At 60.1% G+C, this 19,264-nt stretch carries 23 protein-coding genes and 1 tRNA gene; 11 read left to right on the plus strand and 13 right to left on the minus strand.

The features are described 5' to 3' along the window. The first annotated feature begins 108 nt into the window (after nt 1–108). The 4 genes from prfA to GZ093_RS02325 all read left to right on the plus strand — a co-directional run bounded on the left by prfA (nt 109) and on the right by GZ093_RS02325 (nt 4,464). Entirely contained in the window at nt 109–1,233 is a 1,125-nt protein-coding gene (gene prfA, locus GZ093_RS02310; RefSeq protein ID WP_296481515.1) for a peptide chain release factor 1, read from the plus strand. Nucleotides 1,234–1,320: 87 nt separating this feature from the next. Continuing rightward, a complete protein-coding gene (gene prmC / locus GZ093_RS02315; RefSeq protein WP_296481518.1) occupies nt 1,321–2,190 on the plus strand; it encodes a peptide chain release factor N(5)-glutamine methyltransferase in 870 nt (289 codons plus the stop codon). A 113-nt stretch (nt 2,191–2,303) separates the two neighbouring features. Then, nucleotides 2,304–2,909 (plus strand): DUF502 domain-containing protein, encoded by a 606-nt coding sequence (locus GZ093_RS02320; protein ID WP_296481521.1) that lies wholly within the window; start codon nt 2,304–2,306, stop codon nt 2,907–2,909. A gap of 94 nt (nt 2,910–3,003) precedes the next feature. After that, nucleotides 3,004–4,464, plus strand: coding sequence for a potassium/proton antiporter (locus tag GZ093_RS02325; protein WP_296481524.1), 1,461 nt, complete (start codon nt 3,004–3,006; stop codon nt 4,462–4,464). A gap of 19 nt (nt 4,465–4,483) precedes the next feature. Here GZ093_RS02325 and GZ093_RS02330 read toward each other — a convergent pair whose 3' ends face one another. Continuing rightward, nucleotides 4,484–4,960: a peptidylprolyl isomerase gene (locus tag GZ093_RS02330; protein WP_296481527.1), complete on the minus strand. Its 477-nt coding sequence runs from the start codon at nt 4,958–4,960 to the stop codon at nt 4,484–4,486. A gap of 254 nt (nt 4,961–5,214) precedes the next feature. Here GZ093_RS02330 and grxD point away from each other — a divergent pair, with 254 nt between their 5' ends. Continuing rightward, nucleotides 5,215–5,541 carry a Grx4 family monothiol glutaredoxin gene (grxD, locus tag GZ093_RS02335; RefSeq protein WP_296481529.1) on the plus strand — a complete coding sequence of 109 codons (327 nt, stop codon included), beginning with the start codon at nt 5,215–5,217 and terminating at the stop codon, nt 5,539–5,541. On the opposite strand, the gene GZ093_RS02340 is transcribed toward grxD, so the two are convergent. Beyond that, nucleotides 5,542–6,147, minus strand: coding sequence for a lytic transglycosylase domain-containing protein (locus tag GZ093_RS02340; RefSeq protein ID WP_296481531.1), 606 nt, complete (start codon nt 6,145–6,147; stop codon nt 5,542–5,544). A 35-nt stretch (nt 6,148–6,182) separates the two neighbouring features. After that, entirely contained in the window at nt 6,183–7,925 is a 1,743-nt protein-coding gene (locus GZ093_RS02345) for a proline--tRNA ligase (protein WP_296481534.1), read from the minus strand. A 92-nt stretch (nt 7,926–8,017) separates the two neighbouring features. Between GZ093_RS02345 and GZ093_RS02350 the strand changes: the two genes are divergently transcribed. Further along, nucleotides 8,018–8,659 carry an RNA pyrophosphohydrolase gene (locus tag GZ093_RS02350; protein WP_296481536.1) on the plus strand — a complete coding sequence of 214 codons (642 nt, stop codon included), beginning with the start codon at nt 8,018–8,020 and terminating at the stop codon, nt 8,657–8,659. Continuing rightward, nucleotides 8,649–9,149, plus strand: a complete 501-nt coding sequence (locus GZ093_RS02355; RefSeq protein ID WP_296481539.1) for a CNP1-like family protein — start codon at nt 8,649–8,651, stop codon at nt 9,147–9,149. Before GZ093_RS02350 ends, GZ093_RS02355 begins: the two co-directional genes overlap by 11 nt. A gap of 36 nt (nt 9,150–9,185) precedes the next feature. Here the strand turns inward: GZ093_RS02355 and proB are convergent, their stop codons facing one another. From proB to rplU, 4 genes are all read right to left on the minus strand, one after another. Further along, on the minus strand, nt 9,186–10,322 hold the full coding sequence (gene proB, locus GZ093_RS02360; protein ID WP_296481542.1) for a glutamate 5-kinase: 1,137 nt from the start codon (nt 10,320–10,322) through the stop codon (nt 9,186–9,188). A gap of 63 nt (nt 10,323–10,385) precedes the next feature. Then, on the minus strand, nt 10,386–11,453 hold the full coding sequence (cgtA, locus tag GZ093_RS02365; RefSeq protein ID WP_296481544.1) for an Obg family GTPase CgtA: 1,068 nt from the start codon (nt 11,451–11,453) through the stop codon (nt 10,386–10,388). Nucleotides 11,454–11,579: 126 nt separating this feature from the next. Next, nucleotides 11,580–11,837 (minus strand): 50S ribosomal protein L27, encoded by a 258-nt coding sequence (gene rpmA, locus GZ093_RS02370; protein ID WP_296481547.1) that lies wholly within the window; start codon nt 11,835–11,837, stop codon nt 11,580–11,582. 11 nt (nt 11,838–11,848) lie between these two features. After that, the gene (gene rplU, locus GZ093_RS02375; protein ID WP_041790293.1) at nt 11,849–12,160 is read right to left on the minus strand and encodes a 50S ribosomal protein L21; all 312 of its coding nucleotides are present in this window, start codon (nt 12,158–12,160) and stop codon (nt 11,849–11,851) included. Between the two features lie 181 nt (nt 12,161–12,341). On the opposite strand from rplU, the gene GZ093_RS02380 reads away from it, so the two are divergent. After that, nucleotides 12,342–13,292, plus strand: a complete 951-nt coding sequence (locus tag GZ093_RS02380; RefSeq protein ID WP_296481553.1) for a polyprenyl synthetase family protein — start codon at nt 12,342–12,344, stop codon at nt 13,290–13,292. Between the two features lie 28 nt (nt 13,293–13,320). Beyond that, nucleotides 13,321–13,397 (plus strand) — tRNA-Pro (locus GZ093_RS02385). An 88-nt stretch (nt 13,398–13,485) separates the two neighbouring features. Here GZ093_RS02385 and GZ093_RS02390 read toward each other — a convergent pair. The 3 genes from GZ093_RS02390 to GZ093_RS02400 all read right to left on the minus strand — a co-directional run bounded on the left by GZ093_RS02390 (nt 13,486) and on the right by GZ093_RS02400 (nt 14,764). After that, complete coding sequence (locus GZ093_RS02390; RefSeq protein ID WP_296481556.1) at nt 13,486–13,812, minus strand: type II toxin-antitoxin system PemK/MazF family toxin; 327 nt, start codon at nt 13,810–13,812, stop codon at nt 13,486–13,488. Then, nucleotides 13,799–14,029: an addiction module antitoxin gene (locus tag GZ093_RS02395; RefSeq protein WP_296481559.1), complete on the minus strand. Its 231-nt coding sequence runs from the start codon at nt 14,027–14,029 to the stop codon at nt 13,799–13,801. Before GZ093_RS02395 ends, GZ093_RS02390 begins: the two co-directional genes overlap by 14 nt. Nucleotides 14,030–14,275: 246 nt before the next feature. After that, nucleotides 14,276–14,764 carry a tetratricopeptide repeat protein gene (locus GZ093_RS02400; RefSeq protein ID WP_296481561.1) on the minus strand — a complete coding sequence of 163 codons (489 nt, stop codon included), beginning with the start codon at nt 14,762–14,764 and terminating at the stop codon, nt 14,276–14,278. A gap of 279 nt (nt 14,765–15,043) precedes the next feature. Here GZ093_RS02400 and GZ093_RS02405 point away from each other — a divergent pair, with 279 nt between their 5' ends. Then, nucleotides 15,044–15,532, plus strand: coding sequence for a pilin (locus GZ093_RS02405; protein WP_296481563.1), 489 nt, complete (start codon nt 15,044–15,046; stop codon nt 15,530–15,532). Nucleotides 15,533–15,821: 289 nt separating this feature from the next. Further along, on the plus strand, nt 15,822–17,288 hold the full coding sequence (locus GZ093_RS02410) for a Wzy polymerase domain-containing protein (RefSeq protein ID WP_296481565.1): 1,467 nt from the start codon (nt 15,822–15,824) through the stop codon (nt 17,286–17,288). Between the two features lie 136 nt (nt 17,289–17,424). Here GZ093_RS02410 and GZ093_RS02415 read toward each other — a convergent pair whose 3' ends face one another. From GZ093_RS02415 to GZ093_RS02425, 3 genes are all read right to left on the minus strand, one after another. Beyond that, nucleotides 17,425–17,562, minus strand: a complete 138-nt coding sequence (locus tag GZ093_RS02415) for a sugar transferase (protein WP_363260038.1) — start codon at nt 17,560–17,562, stop codon at nt 17,425–17,427. 97 nt (nt 17,563–17,659) lie between these two features. Then, nucleotides 17,660–18,868 carry a Fic family protein gene (locus GZ093_RS02420; protein WP_296481566.1) on the minus strand — a complete coding sequence of 403 codons (1,209 nt, stop codon included), beginning with the start codon at nt 18,866–18,868 and terminating at the stop codon, nt 17,660–17,662. Further along, the coding region (locus GZ093_RS02425; RefSeq protein ID WP_296481569.1) for a sugar transferase at nt 18,852–19,264 on the minus strand (413 nt) is incomplete at its 5' end. The genes GZ093_RS02420 and GZ093_RS02425, both read right to left, overlap by 17 nt.

Below are 19,264 nucleotides of genomic sequence, written 5' to 3' on the forward strand. Positions count from 1 at the left end.
AATTTTTCTCTCCCGGATATGAACCGTTCTGGCTGAGCCAAGCCAAGCCAAGCCAAGCCCGCACCCTTGCACCTTCGCACCCTTGCCGAGCCACCTTTTGATCACCCCATGAAAACCTTTCTTCGCCAACAACTCGCCCGCTACACCGACCGCCTCGGTGAGCTTGAATTCCTGCTGTCACGCGAAGACATCATGCGCGACATGAAGCAGTTCCTGCTGCTGTCCCGCGAGCACACCGAGGTCTTGGCCGTGGCCGGGCGCTGGGCCCGCTACCAGCAATGCGAGGCCGACCTGAGCGGCGCCCAGGAACTGCTGCGCAGCTCTGGCGCCGAGCCCGAGATGGCGGCGATGGCGCAAGAAGAGATCGACAGCGCCAGCTCTGAGCTGCAAAAACTCGAAGGCGAGCTGCAGCGCATGCTGTTGCCCAAAGACCCGGACGACGCGCGCAACGCCTTTGTCGAAATCCGCGCCGGCACCGGCGGTGACGAATCGGCCCTGTTTGCGGCGGATCTGCTGCGCATGTACACGCGCTACTGCGAGCGCCGCGGCTGGAAGGCCCAGATCATCAGCGAGTCGCTCAGCGAACTGGGCGGCTACAAGGAAGTGGTGCTCAAGATCGACGGCCAAGACGGCAATTCGTCTGGTGGCTCAGGCGTCTACGGCGCGCTCAAGTTCGAGTCCGGCGGCCACCGCGTGCAGCGCGTGCCCGTCACCGAGACGCAAGGCCGCATTCACACCAGCGCCTGCACCGTGGCGGTGCTGGCCGAGCCCGACGAAGCGGTGGCGATCCAGATCAACCCGGCCGACCTGCGCATCGACACCTACCGCGCCAGCGGTGCCGGCGGCCAGCACATCAACAAGACCGACTCGGCCGTGCGCATCACCCACCTGCCCACCGGCATCGTGGCCGAGTGCCAGGACGGGCGCAGCCAGCACAGCAACAAGGCGCAAGCGCTCAAGGTGCTGACCGCCCGCATCCATGAAAAAGACCGCAGCGAGCGGGCGGCCAAAGACGCGGCCGAGCGCAAGGGGCTGATTGGCAGCGGTGACCGCAGCGACCGCATCCGCACCTACAACTTCCCGCAGGGGCGCTTGAGCGACCACCGCATCAACCTGACGCTGTACAAGCTGCTGGGCATCATGGAAGGCGATCTGGACGACGTGGTGCAGGCGCTGCAGGCCTATGAGGCCGCGCAGCAGCTGGCGGCGCTCGAAGTGGGCGCCGGTGGCTGATTTGGTCATTTTTTTGAATAAAATTGACCTCTAGCCCACGTGTACTATGACTATAGTGCTCTTATTTTTGACAAATGTAGACACCCGATGGACGCACTGACCGTCGCGCAAGCCCTGCGCCAGGCCCAAGCTCGGGGCCTGGAGCGGCTTGACGCGCAGTTGCTCCTGCTGCACGCGCTCGGCAAGTCGGCGCAGGAGCGCGCGTGGTTGCTGGCGCACGACACGGACGAACTACAGACAGCGGTGCAAGCCGCGCTGGACGCCGCTGTGCAGCGCCGCGCCGGCGGCGAGCCACTGGCCTATATCACCGGCCACCAAGAGTTTTTCAGCCTGGAGCTGCGGGTGGACAAGCGTGTGCTGGTGCCGCGGCCCGACACCGAAACGCTGGTGGATTGGGCGCTGGCGGTTCTGCAGGCGGCATCGATTCAAACGGCGCTGGCCCAAGCCCCCAGCCTGCGCGCGCTTGATCTGGGCACCGGCAGCGGCGCCATCGCGCTGGCACTCAAAGCGGCCCGGCCTGCGCTGGACGTGAGCGCGATTGACTTCAGCTTTGACGCGCTCGCCGTGGCGCAGGCCAACGCCCAGCGCCTCGGACTGGCGCTGCGGTTCCATCAGGGCAGCTGGTTGGCCGCCTTGGCGCAGCCCTCGGCCCGCTTTGACCTGATCGTCTCGAACCCGCCCTACATTGCCTCGCAGGACGCGCATTTGGCCGCCCTGACTCACGAGCCGCTGCAGGCCCTGACCAGTGGCGCCGATGGCCTTGATGACATTCGCCAGATCATCAGCCAGGCCCCGGCCCATTTGCGCCCCGGTGGCTGGCTGCTGCTGGAGCACGGCTACGACCAGGCCGCCAAGGTGCGCGACTTGCTATTGGCGGCGGGTTTCAAGGACGTGCAATCGCGGCGCGATTTGAACGGCATCGAGCGCTGCAGCGGTGGCCGTTCACGCCCCGCCTGATCGCCGGGCCACCAAGCGCTTCTTGACGCGTGAGCCCCGCGCGGCCCGGCTGCTATGCTGGCACTGAACCCGCGCACGCCAACCTTGACCGCAACACTCGATTGAAATCCTTCATGAAACCTCTGTACCAGTATTTTTTCCGTGGTCTGTTTGCCATCTTGCCCGTGGGCCTGACGGTCTATGTACTTTTCCTTTTTGCCTCCTGGATCGATTCCATCGCCATGAGCGTCGTGCGCCCCATCATTGGCGACTTCTACCTGCCCGGTCTCGGTATTGCGCTGGGCGTGGCGCTGATCGTGGGCATTGGTTTTGTGATCTCGCAGCCCTACGCGGCGCGGCTGATGCCCTGGGTCGAGCTGCCGTTCACCAACCTGCCGGTGGTCAAGAGCATCTATTCCTCGCTCAAGAACTTCGCCGACTTCTTCTCAACCCAAAAGAAAGACAGCCAACAGGTTGTGGTGCTGCGCAAGCCCGGGCAGGAACTCTCCATCGTCGGCTTGGTCACGCGCCAGGATATGCGGGGTCTGCCCGTAGCCATGGCGCAGGGCGACCCGGTAGCGGTGTACCTGCCGATGGGCTACATGATTGGCGGCTACACCGTGTTTGTGCCACGCAGCTGGATTGAGCCGATCGAGATGTCGGTCGAAGAAGCCATGCGCTCGACCCTGATCGCCTGGATGGCATCAAAACCAGCGGACGCGCCCCAAACAGCTGTGTAACTGACGCGCGAGACCGCCGCACGGCGGGTGACCCGCCCGACCAGAGCACATTTGCGCGGTTTGCGCCCGCATGAGCGTCGTGGATACTACGCCCATGGATTTCGTCAACCTTCCTTTGTTCGCGGTCTCGGCCCTTGTATTTGTCAGTGTGCTGACCGGGCTGTTTTCTGCGCGCATCGGCTTTTCATTCTTGCTGGTGTTCCTGCTGGCCGGCATTCTCGCCGGCGAAGACGGCTTCGGCGGCTACCGCTTCGACGACTTCCGGCTGGGCTTTTGGGTCGGCAATGTGGCGCTGGCCATCATCTTGCTGGACGGGGGTTTGCGCACCGCGTTCTCCACCTTCAGGACTGGTCTCAAACCGGCCTTCCTGCTCGCCACACTCGGGGTTGCCGTGTGCGCACTGCTGACCGCCTTGGCGGGCGTGCTGTTCGTCGGTCTCGATTGGCACGCAGCGCTGCTCCTGGGCGCAATCGTCGGCTCCACCGATGCGGCCGCGGTGTTCGCCCTGCTCACGCGCTCGGGGGTGAGCTTGAACGAGCGCGTGGCAGCAACCCTTGAAATCGAGTCCGGCGTGAATGACCCGATGGCGGTTTACCTGACGCTGAGCTTCATCGCGCTGGCGACGCTCACAACGCCGGGACCGGGGTTCATGTGGACGACGCTGGCGTGGTCTTTCGTGCAACAGTTCGGCTGGGGCACGCTGCTCGGCCTGGGCAGCGGCTTCGCCATGGCGGCCCTGCTCAAGAAGGTCTCCGGCAAGGACGCTGTCGGCGGCATTCTGGCGCTGTTGCTGTGCGCCGGCGGGCTTGCGGTGTTCGCTTCGACCGGCTTGATCGGGGGCTCGGGCTTTCTGGCGGTTTACTTGTTTGGCCTGATCGTGGCGAACCGGGCCAGCGCGGCCGTCACCCCGGCGCTGGCAGCCATGGACGGCTACGCCTGGTTGGCGCAGGCCGGCATGTTTTTGTTGCTGGGGCTGCTGGTCACACCGTCGTCGTTGCTGCCGTCCCTGCTGCCCGCGCTGGCGGTGGCCTTGACGCTCATGTTCATTGCGCGTCCGGTGGCGGTCTGGCTGTGCCTGGCACCGCTGCGCTTCACGGCGCGCGAGACCTGGTTCATCTCCTGGGTGGGCTTGCGCGGCGCGGTGCCCATTGTGCTGGCGCTGTTTCCGCTGCTGGCGGGCCTGCCACAGGCGCACTTGCTGTTCAATGTAGCCTTTGTGGTGGTGCTGGTGTCGCTCTTGCTGCAAGGCAGCACCATTGGCGCGGTAGCACGCTGGCTTGGCGTGGCCCTGCCTGACCCTGGGGACGAAGCGCAGGTGCGTGCCGTCTTCGGCGACTTCGCGCTGGACCCGGCGATGCCGGTGGGGCCGCTGTGCGCCTTCTACGGCTTGCCGGCGCCGCCCGAGATATCCCAGGCGCTGGGCGATTGGATGGCCGGCGAACTGGGACGCCCCGCCATTGCCGGGGACCGTGTGCGCCTGGGCAGCGCGACGCTCATCGTGCGCAAGCTGATCGCAGGCAGGATATCAAGCGTCGGGCTCAGTCTGGACGAGTGAGGGGATTTAGGCCTGCCCGTCAATGATGGTGGCCATGCTCGCCGTGCACATGGCGATGTGTAATCTCTTCGGGCGAGGCGGGGCGAACCTCGGCCACGGTGACGCTCAGGCGCAAGGCCTTGCCCGCCAGCGGGTGGTTGCCGTCCAGCATGACCGTGTCGCCCTTGATCTTCATGACGGTAAAAGCTTGCGCGTGTCCATCTTCACCCCGGCTTTCGAGTTGCCCGCCCACCTTTACGCCCGGCGGAAACTGGGTCTTGGGGATGGTCTGCACCAGGCTTTCGTCGCGCAGGCCAAAAGCATCTTGCGGCTCCAGGTCCAGCGTGGTCTGGAACCCGGGCATTTGGCCTTCCAGCGCGGCTTCGAGCTTGGGGAAGGTGTTGTCATAGCCGCCGTGCAGGTAAACCATCGGCTCCTGGCTTTGCTCGAGCAGTTTGCCCAGGCGGTCGCTGAGCTTGTAGCGCAAGGTGACTGCGGTGTCTTTTTCAATTTTCATAGGTGTGCCTGTGTTGGTGGTCATGATCAAGGCGTTATTTTCGCCCATCGGCGGATCGAGACGGAACGGGCCGCAGCCGCCGGATTGCCTGCATTTATATAGTCAATGGGCCTGCGGCCCAGGTGTCTAAAGAATCAGAAGCTCTGTTTTAAATAGCACTCAACCCCAATCCCTGCGCCAGGCAGGGTTACCCGCGCCGGGCTGCGCCCGAAGGTGAAATAATCAAAGCTTCTTTTTCAAAGGATATATCTGACATGAGCGACACACAACAACGCATTGACGAACTGGTGAAATCCAACGAGGTGCTGCTCTTCATGAAGGGCAACGCCGCCTTTCCCCAGTGTGGTTTTTCCGGCCGCGCGATCCAGATATTGCAGGCTTGCGGCGTCGACCCGAAGGCGATCAAGACGGTCAACGTGCTCGAAGACGAGGAAATTCGTGCCGGCATCAAGGACTACAGCAAGTGGCCGACCATTCCGCAACTCTACGTCAAGGGCGAGTTCATCGGCGGCGCCGACATCATGATGGAGATGTACCAGAATGGCGAACTGCAGCAGGCGCTGGCGGCCAAAGCCAGCTAATTAGCTAGCGCTGATCTGCCACTGCCGGGTGGCACCGAACACGGCGTTGGGGTACGGCGCTCGGCCGCGCGAGCCGTTGTAGCGGCCCAGCGCCAGGAACAGGTCGCCGCGTTCGCGGTCCAGGTAGTGGCGCAGGATGACGCAGCCAAAGCGCAGGTTGGTCTGCATGTGAAACAGTTTACCGGCATCGCCGTCGCCCAGCACGCGCGTCCAGAACGGCATCACCTGCATATAGCCCCGCGCGCCAACGCTGCTGATCGCAAATTTGCGAAAATTGCTCTCCACCTGCACCAGACCCAGCACCAGCGCCGGGTCCAGCCCGGCACGACGGCTCTCATACCAGATCGTTTGCAGGAACTCACGGCGCACGTTCCAGTCGGGTTTCTTTTTGCGCAGCTTGTCGCTCATGGCCCCGAGCCAGCGCAGGTAAAGCAGGCGCGACTCGGTGTTCGGGAACTCCGGCACCGGCGGCGCATGGTTGGCAATCGCTGAACTCAAGGCGCTGCGCACCGAGTCCACCAGCGGCTCCTCGGCCTGACGACCCGCCGACACCTGCTCATGTATTGAAAGCAGTCCAAGCCCGCTCAGCAAGGGCCAGAGGCACATTCGCCTTGAAACCACGGCGGTCGCCCCCGGTGATATCACGCGCTGAGTCTGGACTGAATCAAAGCCAGGACGTCGGCGACGGGCACGTTGGTGTCTGCGCCATCGCGGCGATGCTGGTATTGCACCTCGCCCGCTTTGAGCCCTCGGTCACCAATGGTCACGCGGTGCGGCACGCCGATCAACTCCCAGTCGGCAAACATGGCGCCCGGTCGCTCACCGCGGTCATCCAGGATCACATCGACACCGGCGGCCAGCAACTCGTCGTAGAGCTTGTCAGAGGCGGCTTTGACTTCCGGGAAGCGCTCCGGGCTGATCGGGCACAGCACCACGGTAAAAGGCGCCAAGGCGTCGGGCCAGATGATGCCGCGCTCGTCATGGTTTTGTTCAATGGCCGCAGCCGGCAGGCGCGTGATGCCGATGCCGTAGCAACCCATTTCCATGAACTGCGGCTTGCCGTTGACGTCCAAAAAAGTGGCGTTCATGGCCTGGCTGTATTTGGTGCCCAGGTAAAACACATGGCCGATTTCAATGCCGCGCTCGATCGCCAGCACGCCTTGGCCGTCCGGGGAGGCGTCGCCCGCCACCACGTTGCGCAAGTCCGCCACCAGCGCGGGCTCGGGCAGGTCGCGGCCCCAGTTGACACCGGTGATATGAAAGTCCGGCTCATTGGCGCCGCAAATCCAGTCGCTCATGAGCGCCACCTCGCGGTCCACCACCAAGTTGACCGGTTTGAGCAACCCGATCGGCCCCAAATAACCCGGCAGGCAGCCAAAGTGCGCTTCAATTTCGGGCACCGTGGCAAAGCGGAAAGCCGCCAGCCCGGGCAGCTTGCCGACCTTGACCTCGTTCATGTCGTGGTCGCCACGCAGCAGCAGCAGCCAGACCTGGGTCTTGACGAGCTCTGCGTCCTTGTTGAGCGTGTCGGTCGCCAGCACCAGAGATTTGACGGTGTGCCGCAACGGTACGCCCAGCAGTTCGGCGACGTCGCCGCAGGTGCTTTTGCCCGGCGTGGGGGTCTTGGCGAAGGCCTGCGCTGGGGCCGGCCGTGGGCCGCTGGGGGTGAGCGCCTCGGCCTTTTCCATGTTGGCGGCGTAGTCGCTGTTGGGGCAGTAGACGATGGCATCCTCGCCGGTGGCGGCAATCACCTGAAATTCCTCGCTCAGATCGCCACCAATGGCGCCGCTGTCGGCTGCCACGGCGCGGTAAGTCAGGCCAAAGCGGTCAAATATGCGCCGATACGCTGCGGCCATGACCTGGTAGCTGGCCTTGGCAGCCGCCTGGTCGCGGTCAAAGCTGTAGGCGTCTTTCATGATGAATTCACGCCCGCGCATCAGGCCAAAGCGGGGCCGGCGTTCATCGCGGAACTTGCTCTGTATCTGGTAGAAGTTCTTGGGCAACTGCTTGTAGCTTTTGATTTCCTGGCGCGCGATGTCAGTCACCACTTCTTCGCTGGTGGGCTGGATCACGAAATCGCGGCCATGGCGGTCCTTGATGCGCAGCAGCTCCGGGCCATTGCTCTCAAAACGCCCGGTTTCCTGCCAGAGCTCGGCTGGCTGCACCACCGGCATGCTGAGCTCCACGGCACCGGCGCGGTTCATTTCTTCGCGCACAATCTGCTCCACTTTGCGCACCACACGCAGGCCCATCGGCATCAGACTGTAGATGCCGGCGCCGAGCTTTTTGATCATGCCCGCGCGCGTCATCAGCTTGTGGCTGACCACTTCGGCGTCTGCCGGAGCCTCCTTGAGGGTGGAAATAAAGAATTGAGAGGCTTTCATGGCAAAAATCCGGGAATGGCTAAGGGCTTCGCCCCTTGAAGCGCAGCGCTTGCTGTGCATAATGGACACAATTTAAAAATTGGGGTTTGATTATGCTTGACCGCGAAGGCTTTAGGCCTAACGTCGGCATCGTCCTGCTCAACCAGAAAAATCAGGTGTTTTGGGGCAAGCGAATTCGCACGCACTCCTGGCAGTTTCCGCAAGGTGGCATTGACCGGGGTGAGACGCCGGAACAGGCCATGATTCGTGAACTGCACGAAGAAGTGGGGCTCTTGCGGGAGCACGTTCGCATCGTTGCCCGCACCCGAGACTGGTTGCGTTATGAGGTGCCAGACCGTTACATTCGCCGCGATGCGCGCGGCTTTTACAAAGGCCAGAAACAAATCTGGTACTTGCTGCAACTGGTGGGCCACGACTGGGACTTGAACCTGCGTGCCACCAGCCACCCGGAGTTCGACGCCTGGCGCTGGAACGACTACTGGGTGCCCTTGGATGCCGTGGTGGAATTCAAGCGCGGCGTCTACGAGGTGGCCCTGACGGAGCTGGCCCGTTATCTGCCGCGTCACGAGATCAGAAACCGATTCCTGCGCCAGGGCATGCGCCCGCACGACGCGGATGAAGCCTTTGACGCCCTGCCGGGCGCCAATTTCGCACTTCCCCCGGGCGGTTCATTCGAGCCCGATCCGCAGACCATCCGTGTTCTGGATACCAGCGACAAAACCCATGAAATTTAAGAACTTGCTCTGGCTTGGCCTCATGCTGCTGGCCGTCGGTAGCGCGGCCCAGGTTGTGGTCGATCCCGACTGGAAAGAAAGCGAGGCGCCGCCGCCTTCGGCTTTCAACCCGGACCGTTTAGTGCCAGTCGACATGCCGAGCTACGTCACGCTGCGCTTTGGCGTTGATCCAGCCACCCTGGTCATTACGCCGGACGGCATCGTGCGCTATGTGATGGTGGCCAAGAATGCCACGGGTTCCATTAGCGCCATGTACGAAGGCATTCGCTGTGCCAGCGGCGAAGTCAAAACCTATGCCAGGTACAGCACCATTGGCCGATGGTCTGCCGTGAAAGACCCGCAGTGGCAGTCACTCAATGACAACCTGCGGTCTCGCCATGCGCTGGCGTTGGCCCGGCAAGGGGCGTGTGATGGTCGCGCGATGCCAGCCCGTTCGGTGGCCGACATCGTGCGGGCTTTGAGAAGTCCGGCGCCGGTGCCGGAGCGTTGACCCCAACGCTGTTGTTTACAGTGCAGCCTGACCGGCTTACCGGCTCAGCACCAGATTGTCCCGGTGCACCATCTCCGGCTCAGCCGCATAGCCCAACAGTTTTTCGAATTCCGTCGACGGCTTTCGGCAGATGAGTCTGGCCTCGACCGCGGCGTAGTTGGCCAGGCCGCGCGCCATCTCGGTGCCGTCAGCCGCGCGGATCGCGATCACGTCACCGCGTGAAAAGTCGCCCGCCACGGCCGTCATGCCGATCGGCAGGAGGCTCTTGCCCTCATCGCGCAGCTTGACCACAGCACCGCCGTCCACCGTCACCGAGCCGCGCAGCTGCAAGTGGTCGGCAATCCATTGTTTGCGCGCCTGCGTTTTCTGGGTCTGGGCCACCAGCAGCGTGCCGATCGACTCGCCTTGAACCAGGCGCAGCAGCGCATCGGGCTCGCGGCCCCAGGCGATCACGGTCGAGGCGCCGGAGCCGGCAGCGCGCTTGGCCGCCAGTATCTTGGTGATCATGCCGCCGCGCCCCAGGCTGGAGCCCGCGCCGCCGGCCATCGCCTCCAGCGCCGGGTCGCCGGCCTTGGCCTCGTGCACAAAGGTGGCCGACGCATCCTTGCGCGGGTCCGCCGTGAAGAGTCCTTTTTGATCCGTCAAGATGACCAGCGCATCGGCCTCCACCAGGTTGGCCACCAGCGCGCCCAGCGTGTCGTTGTCACCAAACTTGATTTCATCGTTGACCACCGTGTCGTTCTCGTTGATCACCGGCAGCACACCCAATTTCAGCAAGGTCAACAGCGTAGAACGCGCATTGAGGTAGCGCTCCCGGTCGGCCAGGTCGGCGTGCGTGAGCAGCACCTGCGCGCTGCCCAAGCCGTTTTCACGCAGCTTGGTCTCGTACATTTGCGCCAGCCCCATCTGACCGACGGCGGCGGCGGCCTGCAACTCATGAATCAGATGCGGCCGCGTGGCCCAGCCCAGGCGCTTCATGCCTTCGGCCACGGCGCCGCTGGAGACCATGATGACTTCACGCTTGGCCTGCACCAGCAGGGCGATCTGGCGGCACCATTCGCCAATCGCGGCTTCGTCCAGGCCACGGCCCTCGTTGGTGACCAGGCTGGAGCCGACCTTGACCACGATGCGCTTGGCATCGCGCAGCACCACCGATGCAAATGTTTTAGTCATTTTGGCCTCTAACCCACGTCTACACTGGGTAAGTAGCTATACAATAGTTAGCAGATATTTGCGTTATTCAGCGTCCGGCGCAAAACGCTGGTCCACCGCCTCGGGCGTCTGTTCGGCCTTTTGCTGCGCCTTCACATGCTGGTAGATGATCTTGATCAGCGGTTCGCAGCCTTCGCGCGTGAGCGCGGAAATCTGAAATACCGGGCCCTTGAACTTGAAACGTTTGACAAAGTCTTTCACCAGCGCCTCGCGCTCTTCCAGCGCAATCATGTCGAGCTTGTTCAACACCAGCCAGCGTGGCTTGTTGTACAGCGCCGGATCGTATTTTTTGAGCTCATTCACAATCGCTTTGGCTTGCGCGACGGTGTCCACACCTTCGTCAAACGGTGCCATGTCCACCACATGCAGCAACAAGCGTGTGCGCTGCAAATGGCGCAGGAACAAATGACCCAGGCCCGCGCCTTCGGAGGCGCCTTCGATCAGACCCGGCAAATCGGCCACCACAAAGCTCTGCTCGGGCCCGACCCGCACCACGCCCAAATTGGGATGCAAGGTGGTAAACGGATAGTCAGCGATGCGCGGGCGCGCGTTGGAGATGGCCGAGATCAGCGTGGATTTACCGGCGTTGGGCATGCCCAGCAGCCCGACATCGGCCAGCACTTTGAGTTCGAGTTTCAGGTTGCGCTTCTCGCCGGGCCAGCCAGGCGTTTTTTGCCTCGGCGCGCGGTTGATGGCGCTCTTGAAACGCATATTGCCAAAACCGCCATCACCCCCTTTGGCGATGGTGATGACTTCACCGGGAGTCAGCAACTCAAACAACACCTCACCAGTCTCGGCGTCGGTGATGATGGTGCCGACCGGCATTTTGAGCGTGATGTCGTCGCCAGCGGCGCCAAACATGTCCGAACCCATGCCGTGCTCGCCGCGCTTGGCATCGTGCCGGCGGGAAAAGCGGAAGTCGACCAGCGTATTCAGGTTTGGGTCGGCCACAGCAAAGACGTGGCCGCCACGGCCGCCATCGCCGCCATTGGGACCGCCAAATTCTTTGTACTTCTCATGCCGGAACGACACGCAGCCCGCGCCACCGTCTCCGGCAGAGATGTCAATATAGGCTTCGTCGACGAATTTCATTTTTAATCAGTTGCGGACCGAGCAAAATTCACTTGGTGTATCTCTTGGTCTGTCCTACAAGGGCTCGTTTTACAAATAAAAAACCCCGCGCCATGCGCAGGGTCTTGGAGGAGCGTTGGCCAGGCCTTAAGCCGTTGCAACGTTCACGGTCGACTTGTTCATGGCGCCTTTGGTGGTAAACGCCACATGGCCGTCCACCAGCGCAAACAGCGTGTGATCCTTGCCGATACCGACATTGGTGCCGGGGTGGAACTTGGTGCCACGTTGGCGCACGATGATCGCGCCTGCGCTGACCAACTCGCCACCGAATTTCTTCACACCGAGCATCTTGGGCTTGGAATCGCGCCCATTGTGCGTAGAGCCGCCGCCTTTTTTATGTGCCATGACCTTGTTCCTTATCCAGCAATGGTGTTCACCAGCAATTCAGTGAACTGCTGACGATGCCCTTGGCGCTTTTGATAATGCTTGCGACGGCGCATCTTGAAGATGCTGACCTTGTCGTGCTTGCCGTGTGCCAGCACCGTGACACTGACCGTTGCGCCGGACACCAAGGGCGTGCCAACTTTGAGTTCTGCGCCGTTGCCGACCGCCAGAACCTCGTTGAACACAATCTCTTGGCCTACGTCCGCAGCAATCTGTTCTACTTTAATTTTTTCGCCGGCTGCAACTCGATATTGCTTGCCGCCGGTTTTTATGACCGCGTACATGTTGACCTCTTGAATTTAGCTCTGCAAACGGATTTTCACAGAGCCCGTTACTATAACATAGGGGCCTGGCAGCAACAACCACCCCCTTAAGCCCCATTTTCAGCAGCGCCACCTTCCTATAATCCGCGCACACAACTGGTCATTTGTCTTGCAAGTTAATCCATCCAGCCCCAATCCTTCCATGTCGGTCATTGCGCAAGACATGCGTGAAGTTGATCAGGTCATTGCCCATCGCCTTGACTCCGGGGTGCCATTGGTGGGACAAGTCGCACGCTACATCATTGCAGCGGGCGGCAAGCGCCTGCGCCCCGCCCTGCTGCTGCTGATTTGCGGTGCGCTCGGCTTCAAAGGGGCTCAACGCTTCAATCTGGCGGCCGTGGTGGAGTTCATCCACACGTCCACGTTGCTGCACGACGACGTGGTGGACGATTCGTCCTTGCGGCGCGGCAACCCAACGGCCAACGAAACCTTTGGCAACCCGGCCAGTGTGTTGGTCGGCGACTTTTTGTATTCGCGCTGCTTTCAAATGATGGTGGATGCGCAAAACATGCGCATCATGCAAGTGCTGGCGGACGCCACCAACGTCATCGCCGAGGGCGAAGTGCAGCAACTGATGAACATGCACAACGCCGAGCTCGATGAAGCCGGCTACCTGCGGGTGATCCGCTCCAAAACCGCCAAACTGTTTGAGGCCAGCGCCCGAGTGGGCGCCATCCTGGCCGGCAGCTCGCCTGAACTGGAAGAAATCTGCGCCGAGTACGGCCAGGCGCTGGGCACCGCCTTCCAGGTGATTGACGACGTGCTGGACTACACCGGTGAGGCGGCGGTCATGGGCAAGAACCTGGGCGATGATCTGCGCGAAGGCAAGACCACGTTGCCGCTGATTGCCGCCATGCAACGCGGCACCGCCAGCCAACGCGCGCTCATCAAGGAAGCGATCGAGACCGGCGGCGTGGCCATGCTGGATCAAGTGGTCGACATCGTCAAAACGACCGGCGCACTCGATGTGGCCCGCTTGGCCGCGACCCAGGAGGCGCAACGCGCCATCACCGCCGCCAGGCAACTGCCGGCCGGTCCGCACAGCGACTGTTTGCTACAATTGGGGACTCAGTTGTTGGCGCGTCAGTCTTAAAACCGCAGGCAATAAACAACAGAAACTTCGGAATGTGGCGCAGCCTGGTAGCGCACTTCGTTCGGGACGAAGGGGTCGGAGGTTCGAATCCTCTCATTCCGACCAATAAAATCAATGGGTTAGCTCTTTTACGGAGTTGACCCATTGTGCTTTGTGGCGACAGAAACTGCCGATGGGCGTCAAGTGAGGATCCTCAAAGTGGCAGGCCCAACTGGATTTGAACGACATGCTCAACGATTTTGATGTCAGCTCTATTAAGGACACCTAGACGAGTAGTCAGGCGCTCTTTAGCCACAGTGGTGAGCTGGTCAGCCATGACTTTACTGGCCTGCCCCGCCACTGCGACGACCGCTTCACTGGGATAAAGACGCCCGGTATTAGAAGTCAAAGGCACCACTTGCACACGATTCAGATGCGCGTTTGACAAGTCATTACTGACGATGACAGCAGGTCGGGTCTTGCGAATTTCGCCCCCCCTAGCGGGATCAAAATCCACCCACCAGACTTCACCGCGGCGCATGGGCCACGTCACTTATCAGCGCTTCACTCCAGGCCAATGCCTCTTCTTCGCGCGCTGTGTCTTGCCCCATGGCTCGGTAGCCAGCAGCCAAATCATCGCCCACAACCAGAGGGCGAGCCAGATTCTCAATAAAAGCGCTAATCTTTCTGCGGCCCACGACGCGCACCAGACCCTCATAGACCGCTTCATCCATGGTGATGGTCATTCTTTTTTGCATGCCAATACTCCTTCTAATGCATATATGCATTATGCACTGGTATGACTATTCGCTTTAAACCCTCGTCCACAGACACCGACAGCGCCCAGCCCAGCAACTGCCGCGCTTTGGAAATATCCACCTGCATCGCCCCCAACATCGGCACCATCATATTCAAAACAATAGCTGCTCACGCAGTGTTGACGGGGGCTATAACCTTAAAAACCATAAATTAATTGGAATCTGACCCCAATTACAGGGCAGCAGCTAAACGCTATTTGTTTGTGCCACAAATTTCCCACCCCGCAAGCCCTTTATTTGGGTTTGAGCGATGACGTGATCATGAGCGGCTGCCTTGGCAATCCACATGATGCCCAAGTTGTCATTCTTCGGCACCCCGTCACCGCTGATGTAGCAGCGACCGAGCCATTGCATGGCGTCGGGGTGGTCTTGCTGAGCGGCTTGCTGGAGCCAATAGAATGCGATCTTGTGCTTGCCAGCGATAGAGAAAAACTGGCCGATGTCGTTTTGCGCAGCCGCGTCACCCGCGTCGGCGTGCAAGACAACGGCCAAGTCAATCGGCTCCATGGGCACACAGATTTGCGGAACCACTTCGCTCCATAACAGCATGGCGCGCCCACGCGCGTCATCAGCAACGCGCGTGATTTCGCTTTTGGCTATGCGCCGCCACCATGTACTGCGACTGCGTTCGGTAATGGCGATAGCCGCCTCAACACTGATGACATCCAGACTCATGGCTTCATGTTAACAAGCATTCATATCCACATCACGAGCTCGTGACACACAACAATCCGGCTCGTCCAGGTTCGTGACACGCAAAAGTCCGTGTCATTTAAGTTCGTGACACACAAAAGGCCGGGTCGTTCAAGTCTGAAACATGTGTTTGGACAACGGTCAGGGCTGCATTGAGGCAAAAAGCGATGATTGCCTCGTTTAGGGAGTTTTTCTGCGAATGGCACGGAATCTGCTTATAGAGATCGTGCCTTTGTTCTTTTCTTAACTTTTGGAGCTTTCATGAAGCGTTCTATGCAAAAGGGTTTTACCCTGATCGAATTGATGATCGTGGTAGCGATTATTGGTATTTTGGCTGCGGTGGCCTTGCCGGCTTATCAGGATTACACGATTCGCGCCAAGATGTCGGAAGTTATTTTGGCGGCGTCAGCCTGCCGCACCAGTGTGACTGAAACGCGTCAGACGAACAACGCAGCCTCCATGCCAACCGCTGGAAAATGGGGTTGCGAGGCGTCGAATCCAACAACCAAGTACGTTAACTCGATCAAGACTGACGGTTTTGGCGCGGTTGCCGTAGAGGTGCGAACTGCCAATCTTTCGCAAGTTACTGGTTCCGTTTACTTGGTTCCAACAGTGGACGCTACTACCGGCGGGATTACTGGTTGGGAATGTGGTCCAAGCGTCGTAGGTATTGGGAAGTATCTTCCTGGTTCATGCCGCAGTGCTGTAGCAACAGCTTATACCGCAGTGGGTTCCTGGGCTGCCAATTGAACATAGAGTTTGCCTAGCGTGAACTGTTGTCAGCCGCAGTCACCCTGCAATTAAAAATACGCCCCGCTGGGGCGTATTTTTTTATCTCATGCACTACTTGCTTGGTTTTTCCCTCTTATTCCTCAGTTGGTTAGTGCCTTTGCATTTTCCACCTTGGGTCAGCTGGCATAACGAAGTGCTGGCTTTTTTGGCGGCCCTGCTACTCGCCTGGTACGCTGTGTTCGTTGTGGCAAAAAAAAATCTTGCAGCCACCATCGCTACTCCTGTCACTGCGCTACCGCTAGTCGCGTTGGGACTGCTGATTTGGCTGCAGGCCACCAGCGGCCTGCTCACTTTTTTCGGTGATGCCTTCGTCCTCACGGTGTATGTGATCATCTGCATTGCTTGCGTAGCGCTGGGCTATGCAGTCGGCAACGAGCAAAAAGCCTACACCGTCTTTGCTTGCACCCTGCTGTTTGGCGCTTGTTTATCAGCTATCGTGGCCTTTGCCCAAGTCTTCGAGTTGTGGGTAGACTCCGCCTGGATCAGCCGCATGCCGCAATTGCGCCGCCCCGGCGGCAATTTGGGGCAGCCCAATCAGTTGGCAACTCTGCTCCTGATGGGCCTGGCCAGTTTGATGTTCCTGTACGAATCGAAAAAGCTCGGCGCGCTGGCGTCGGCGCTGCTCGCGTTCACGCTGCTGACGGGCGTGGCGGCCACCGAATCCCGCACCGGCGTTCTGAGCCTTCTCTTCTTGATGCTTTGGTGGTTTGCCAAGCGCAAGTCTCTTGACTTCAGGCTTTCTCCTTGGGTGGTGGCGTGTGGTGGCGTGGCTTTCCTGGGTCTGTTTTGGTTCTGGCCCAGACTGATGGATGCCGTCCAGCAAACCAGCGAGCTCGGCGCTCAAGTCAATGTCAGTGTCGGTACTCGCTGGCTGGTGTGGCCGCAACTGATTGAGGCCGTGCTGCAACGGCCCTGGTGGGGCTGGGGACTGGGCCAGGTGTCAACCGCCCACAACGCCGTGGTTAGCGCCTATGCAGTGAGCGAGCCGTTTACCTACGCGCACAACATTGTGCTGGACCTGGCCTTGGGACTAGGCCTGCCATTGGCCGCGCTGCTGGTGCTGGTAACTGGCGTTTGGCTCTGGCGCCGTGTGCGCTCGGCCCGCCAGTTGGTGTCCTGGTACTGTCTGGCGCTGATAGTGCCGGTGGCGGTGCATTCGATGCTGGAGTTTCCGTTTGCTTACGCGTACTTTCTGGTGCCCGTCATGTTCGCCGTGGGCGCGCTGGAAGGCGCGGTGGGTGCCAAACCCGCCTTTCGCCTGGGCGTGAAACCGGCGCTGGCCCTGTTGCTTGTGACGACCGGGGTGATGGCGTGGTCGGTGGTCGAATACATGGCAATTGAAGAAGATTTTCGAATTGTTCGCTTTGAGGCGTTGCGCATTGGAACCACACCTGCCAGCTACCAGCGGCCCCATGTGGTCTTGCTGACGCAACTGGACGCGCTGCTGCACGGCGGACGCATCGTGCCCAAGCCGGGCATGAGCGCGGATGAGGTGGATCTGGCCAGAAAAGTCGCCTTGCGCTTCCCCTGGCCCGCCACGCAAAATCGTTACGCCCAGTCGCTGGCCCTGAATGGCAACCCCGACGAAGCCATCCGCCAGTTGCTCGTCATGCGAGCGCTGCATGGCGAAGCAGCCTATGCGCAGGTCAAGGCCGGCTGGACTGTGCTGGCCCATGAGAAATACCCGCAACTTCAGACTTTGAGGCTGCCTTGAGGGAAATCAGCCTGTAGCCCCCGTCCCTATTGGTCAAGCAGCTATGAAATATGAAGTTAACTGGTCGACCCTGAATCAATGCGACACCCCATCCCGCCGCAGCACCTTCACCAGGGTCGACCACAAAATGCGAATGTCAAACGCCTGCGACTGGCGCTGCAGTTACGCTGCATCGAGCTTCACCTTGTCGGGCGTCGGCAGCTCGTCGCAGCCTCACTAAGCTCATGTTGCCCGCCAGAATGCTCCACAGTTGCGGCAGCTCGTCCAATATCAATCGACAAACGCTCTTAATTTAATAGCTGTATGTGCAAGTATCATGAGGGCTACAGCCAAATTAACCATAATTAATTGGAATCTGACCCCAATTAACGTTACTTGAGTTCGTACCAAACACCGCGTCCGCTGCCATGTTGATTCAAATGACCATGCTCGACCAAATTTCGGAAGTGTTGCTTCAGCGTGTTTCGGCTGGCTCCCGTCAATTTAATGGCATCACCGATCGTGACGCGGCCGTGCTCACGGGCGAATTCGACGATCTGTAGCGACAGCTCGGGCAAGGTGGCTAGCACGATCCGCTCGCGCTCGACCTTCTTTTCAAGTCGCCTGACCTGCTCGGCCAGCGATCGCAAGAAAAAAACAAGCCACGGTTGCCAGTTGGGTGCGTCGGTACGGATCGACCCCTGCGTCTGCCGCAAGGCAAGGTAATAGGCCTCTTTGTTGAATTCGATAACGCTTTCCAATGAGCTGTAGGGCACGTAGACATAGCCAGCCTGAATTAGTAGCAAAGTCGTCAGCACCCGACTGAGTCGCCCATTGCCATCCTGAAAAGGGTGAATTTCCAGAAACACCACCACGAAGATGGCAATGATCAGCAACGGGTGCAACTGAGCTTTGACACGCTCCTCATTCACCCAGGCCACCAATTCAGCTACCAGTCGTGGCGTGTCAAATGGGCTTGCCGTAGCGAACACAATGCCAATTTGCACCCCGTTTTCATCAAACGCGGCTACGCTGTTCGAGCTGGTCTTGTACGCACCTCTATGCCGTGCGTCCTTTTCGCTGTGACGCAGCAAAATCTGGTGCAATTGCTTGAAATGGTTCTCGTTGAACGGGATGTCCCGCCAAGCGCTGAACACCAAGTCCATCAACTCGGCGTAGCCTGCCACCTCCTGCTCATCGCGGGTCTCGAGGGACTGGATGGCCAAGTTGGAAAGCAGTTTTTCGACCTCTCGATCGGTCAACTTGCTACCTTCGATGCGGGTGGACGACCCGATGCTCTCGATGCTGGCAACCCTGCGCAAAGCTGAAAGCCGATCAGGGGCAAGGGTTCCTAACGAACGCCAAGCGCCTTTGAACTCATCGATTCGAGCGATTAGGCCCAGAATTTCAGGTGTGATCTTGAGGGTGTCAGAACGGAGCATGGAACCAATAATACACCCAATAACACCCATTAAAAACCCCGGAAAGTCTATCAACGATTGAGCCCGAAATGGGCGTAAATGGATGTTCAATTGGTTCGAGTTATGCGGTATACCAGATGGTGTGCAGGCAATTGGGGAAGCATCAGTGCGCCAACCCATCCCGGCGCCGTACCTTGACAAAGGTCAGCCACAAAATGCGAACATCAAACGCCAGCGACTGGCGCTGCAGGTAGGCTGCATCGAGCTTGACCTTGTCTGGGATCAGCAACTCATCACGCCCATTCACCTGCGCCCAGCCGGTCAGCCCGGGCACTAACTCATGCACGCCGGACTGGGTGCGCAGCGCGATCAGGTCGTGCTGGTTAAACAGCGCCGGACGCGGCCCCACAAAGCTCATGTCGCCGGCCAGAATGCTCCACAGCTGCGGCAGCTCGTCCAGGCTGCTCTTACGCAAAAAGCTGCCAATGGGCGTGAGATGCGCCTTGGGGTCGGCCAGCAAATGGGTGGCCACCGCAGGCGTGCCCACCCGCATGCTGCGGAACTTGGGCAGTTTGA

It is taken from the genome of Rhodoferax sp., from assembly GCF_010365055.1.
GTDB lineage: Bacteria > Pseudomonadota > Gammaproteobacteria > Burkholderiales > Burkholderiaceae_C > Rhodoferax.

What these genes read in the sequence shown, in the direction of transcription:
- proB (WP_296481542.1), bottom strand. Translation starts at nt 10,322, where the DNA reads ATGACTAAAACATTTGCATCGGTGGTGCTGCGCGATGCCAAGCGCATC.
- GZ093_RS02380 (WP_296481553.1), top strand. Translation starts at nt 12,342, where the DNA reads ATGTCGGTCATTGCGCAAGACATGCGTGAAGTTGATCAGGTCATTGCC.
- GZ093_RS02355 (WP_296481539.1), top strand. Translation starts at nt 8,649, where the DNA reads ATGAAATTTAAGAACTTGCTCTGGCTTGGCCTCATGCTGCTGGCCGTC.
- GZ093_RS02350 (WP_296481536.1), top strand. Translation starts at nt 8,018, where the DNA reads ATGCTTGACCGCGAAGGCTTTAGGCCTAACGTCGGCATCGTCCTGCTC.
- GZ093_RS02330 (WP_296481527.1), bottom strand. Translation starts at nt 4,960, where the DNA reads ATGAAAATTGAAAAAGACACCGCAGTCACCTTGCGCTACAAGCTCAGC.
- GZ093_RS02340 (WP_296481531.1), bottom strand. Translation starts at nt 6,147, where the DNA reads ATGTGCCTCTGGCCCTTGCTGAGCGGGCTTGGACTGCTTTCAATACAT.
- GZ093_RS02405 (WP_296481563.1), top strand. Translation starts at nt 15,044, where the DNA reads ATGAAGCGTTCTATGCAAAAGGGTTTTACCCTGATCGAATTGATGATC.
- GZ093_RS02320 (WP_296481521.1), top strand. Translation starts at nt 2,304, where the DNA reads ATGAAACCTCTGTACCAGTATTTTTTCCGTGGTCTGTTTGCCATCTTG.
- prmC (WP_296481518.1), top strand. Translation starts at nt 1,321, where the DNA reads ATGGACGCACTGACCGTCGCGCAAGCCCTGCGCCAGGCCCAAGCTCGG.
- grxD (WP_296481529.1), top strand. Translation starts at nt 5,215, where the DNA reads ATGAGCGACACACAACAACGCATTGACGAACTGGTGAAATCCAACGAG.
- rpmA (WP_296481547.1), bottom strand. Translation starts at nt 11,837, where the DNA reads ATGGCACATAAAAAAGGCGGCGGCTCTACGCACAATGGGCGCGATTCC.
- cgtA (WP_296481544.1), bottom strand. Translation starts at nt 11,453, where the DNA reads ATGAAATTCGTCGACGAAGCCTATATTGACATCTCTGCCGGAGACGGT.
- rplU (WP_041790293.1), bottom strand. Translation starts at nt 12,160, where the DNA reads ATGTACGCGGTCATAAAAACCGGCGGCAAGCAATATCGAGTTGCAGCC.
- GZ093_RS02390 (WP_296481556.1), bottom strand. Translation starts at nt 13,812, where the DNA reads ATGCGCCGCGGTGAAGTCTGGTGGGTGGATTTTGATCCCGCTAGGGGG.
- prfA (WP_296481515.1), top strand. Translation starts at nt 109, where the DNA reads ATGAAAACCTTTCTTCGCCAACAACTCGCCCGCTACACCGACCGCCTC.
- GZ093_RS02345 (WP_296481534.1), bottom strand. Translation starts at nt 7,925, where the DNA reads ATGAAAGCCTCTCAATTCTTTATTTCCACCCTCAAGGAGGCTCCGGCA.
- GZ093_RS02400 (WP_296481561.1), bottom strand. Translation starts at nt 14,764, where the DNA reads ATGAGTCTGGATGTCATCAGTGTTGAGGCGGCTATCGCCATTACCGAA.
- GZ093_RS02325 (WP_296481524.1), top strand. Translation starts at nt 3,004, where the DNA reads ATGGATTTCGTCAACCTTCCTTTGTTCGCGGTCTCGGCCCTTGTATTT.
- GZ093_RS02395 (WP_296481559.1), bottom strand. Translation starts at nt 14,029, where the DNA reads ATGCAAAAAAGAATGACCATCACCATGGATGAAGCGGTCTATGAGGGT.
- GZ093_RS02420 (WP_296481566.1), bottom strand. Translation starts at nt 18,868, where the DNA reads ATGGGTTGGCGCACTGATGCTTCCCCAATTGCCTGCACACCATCTGGT.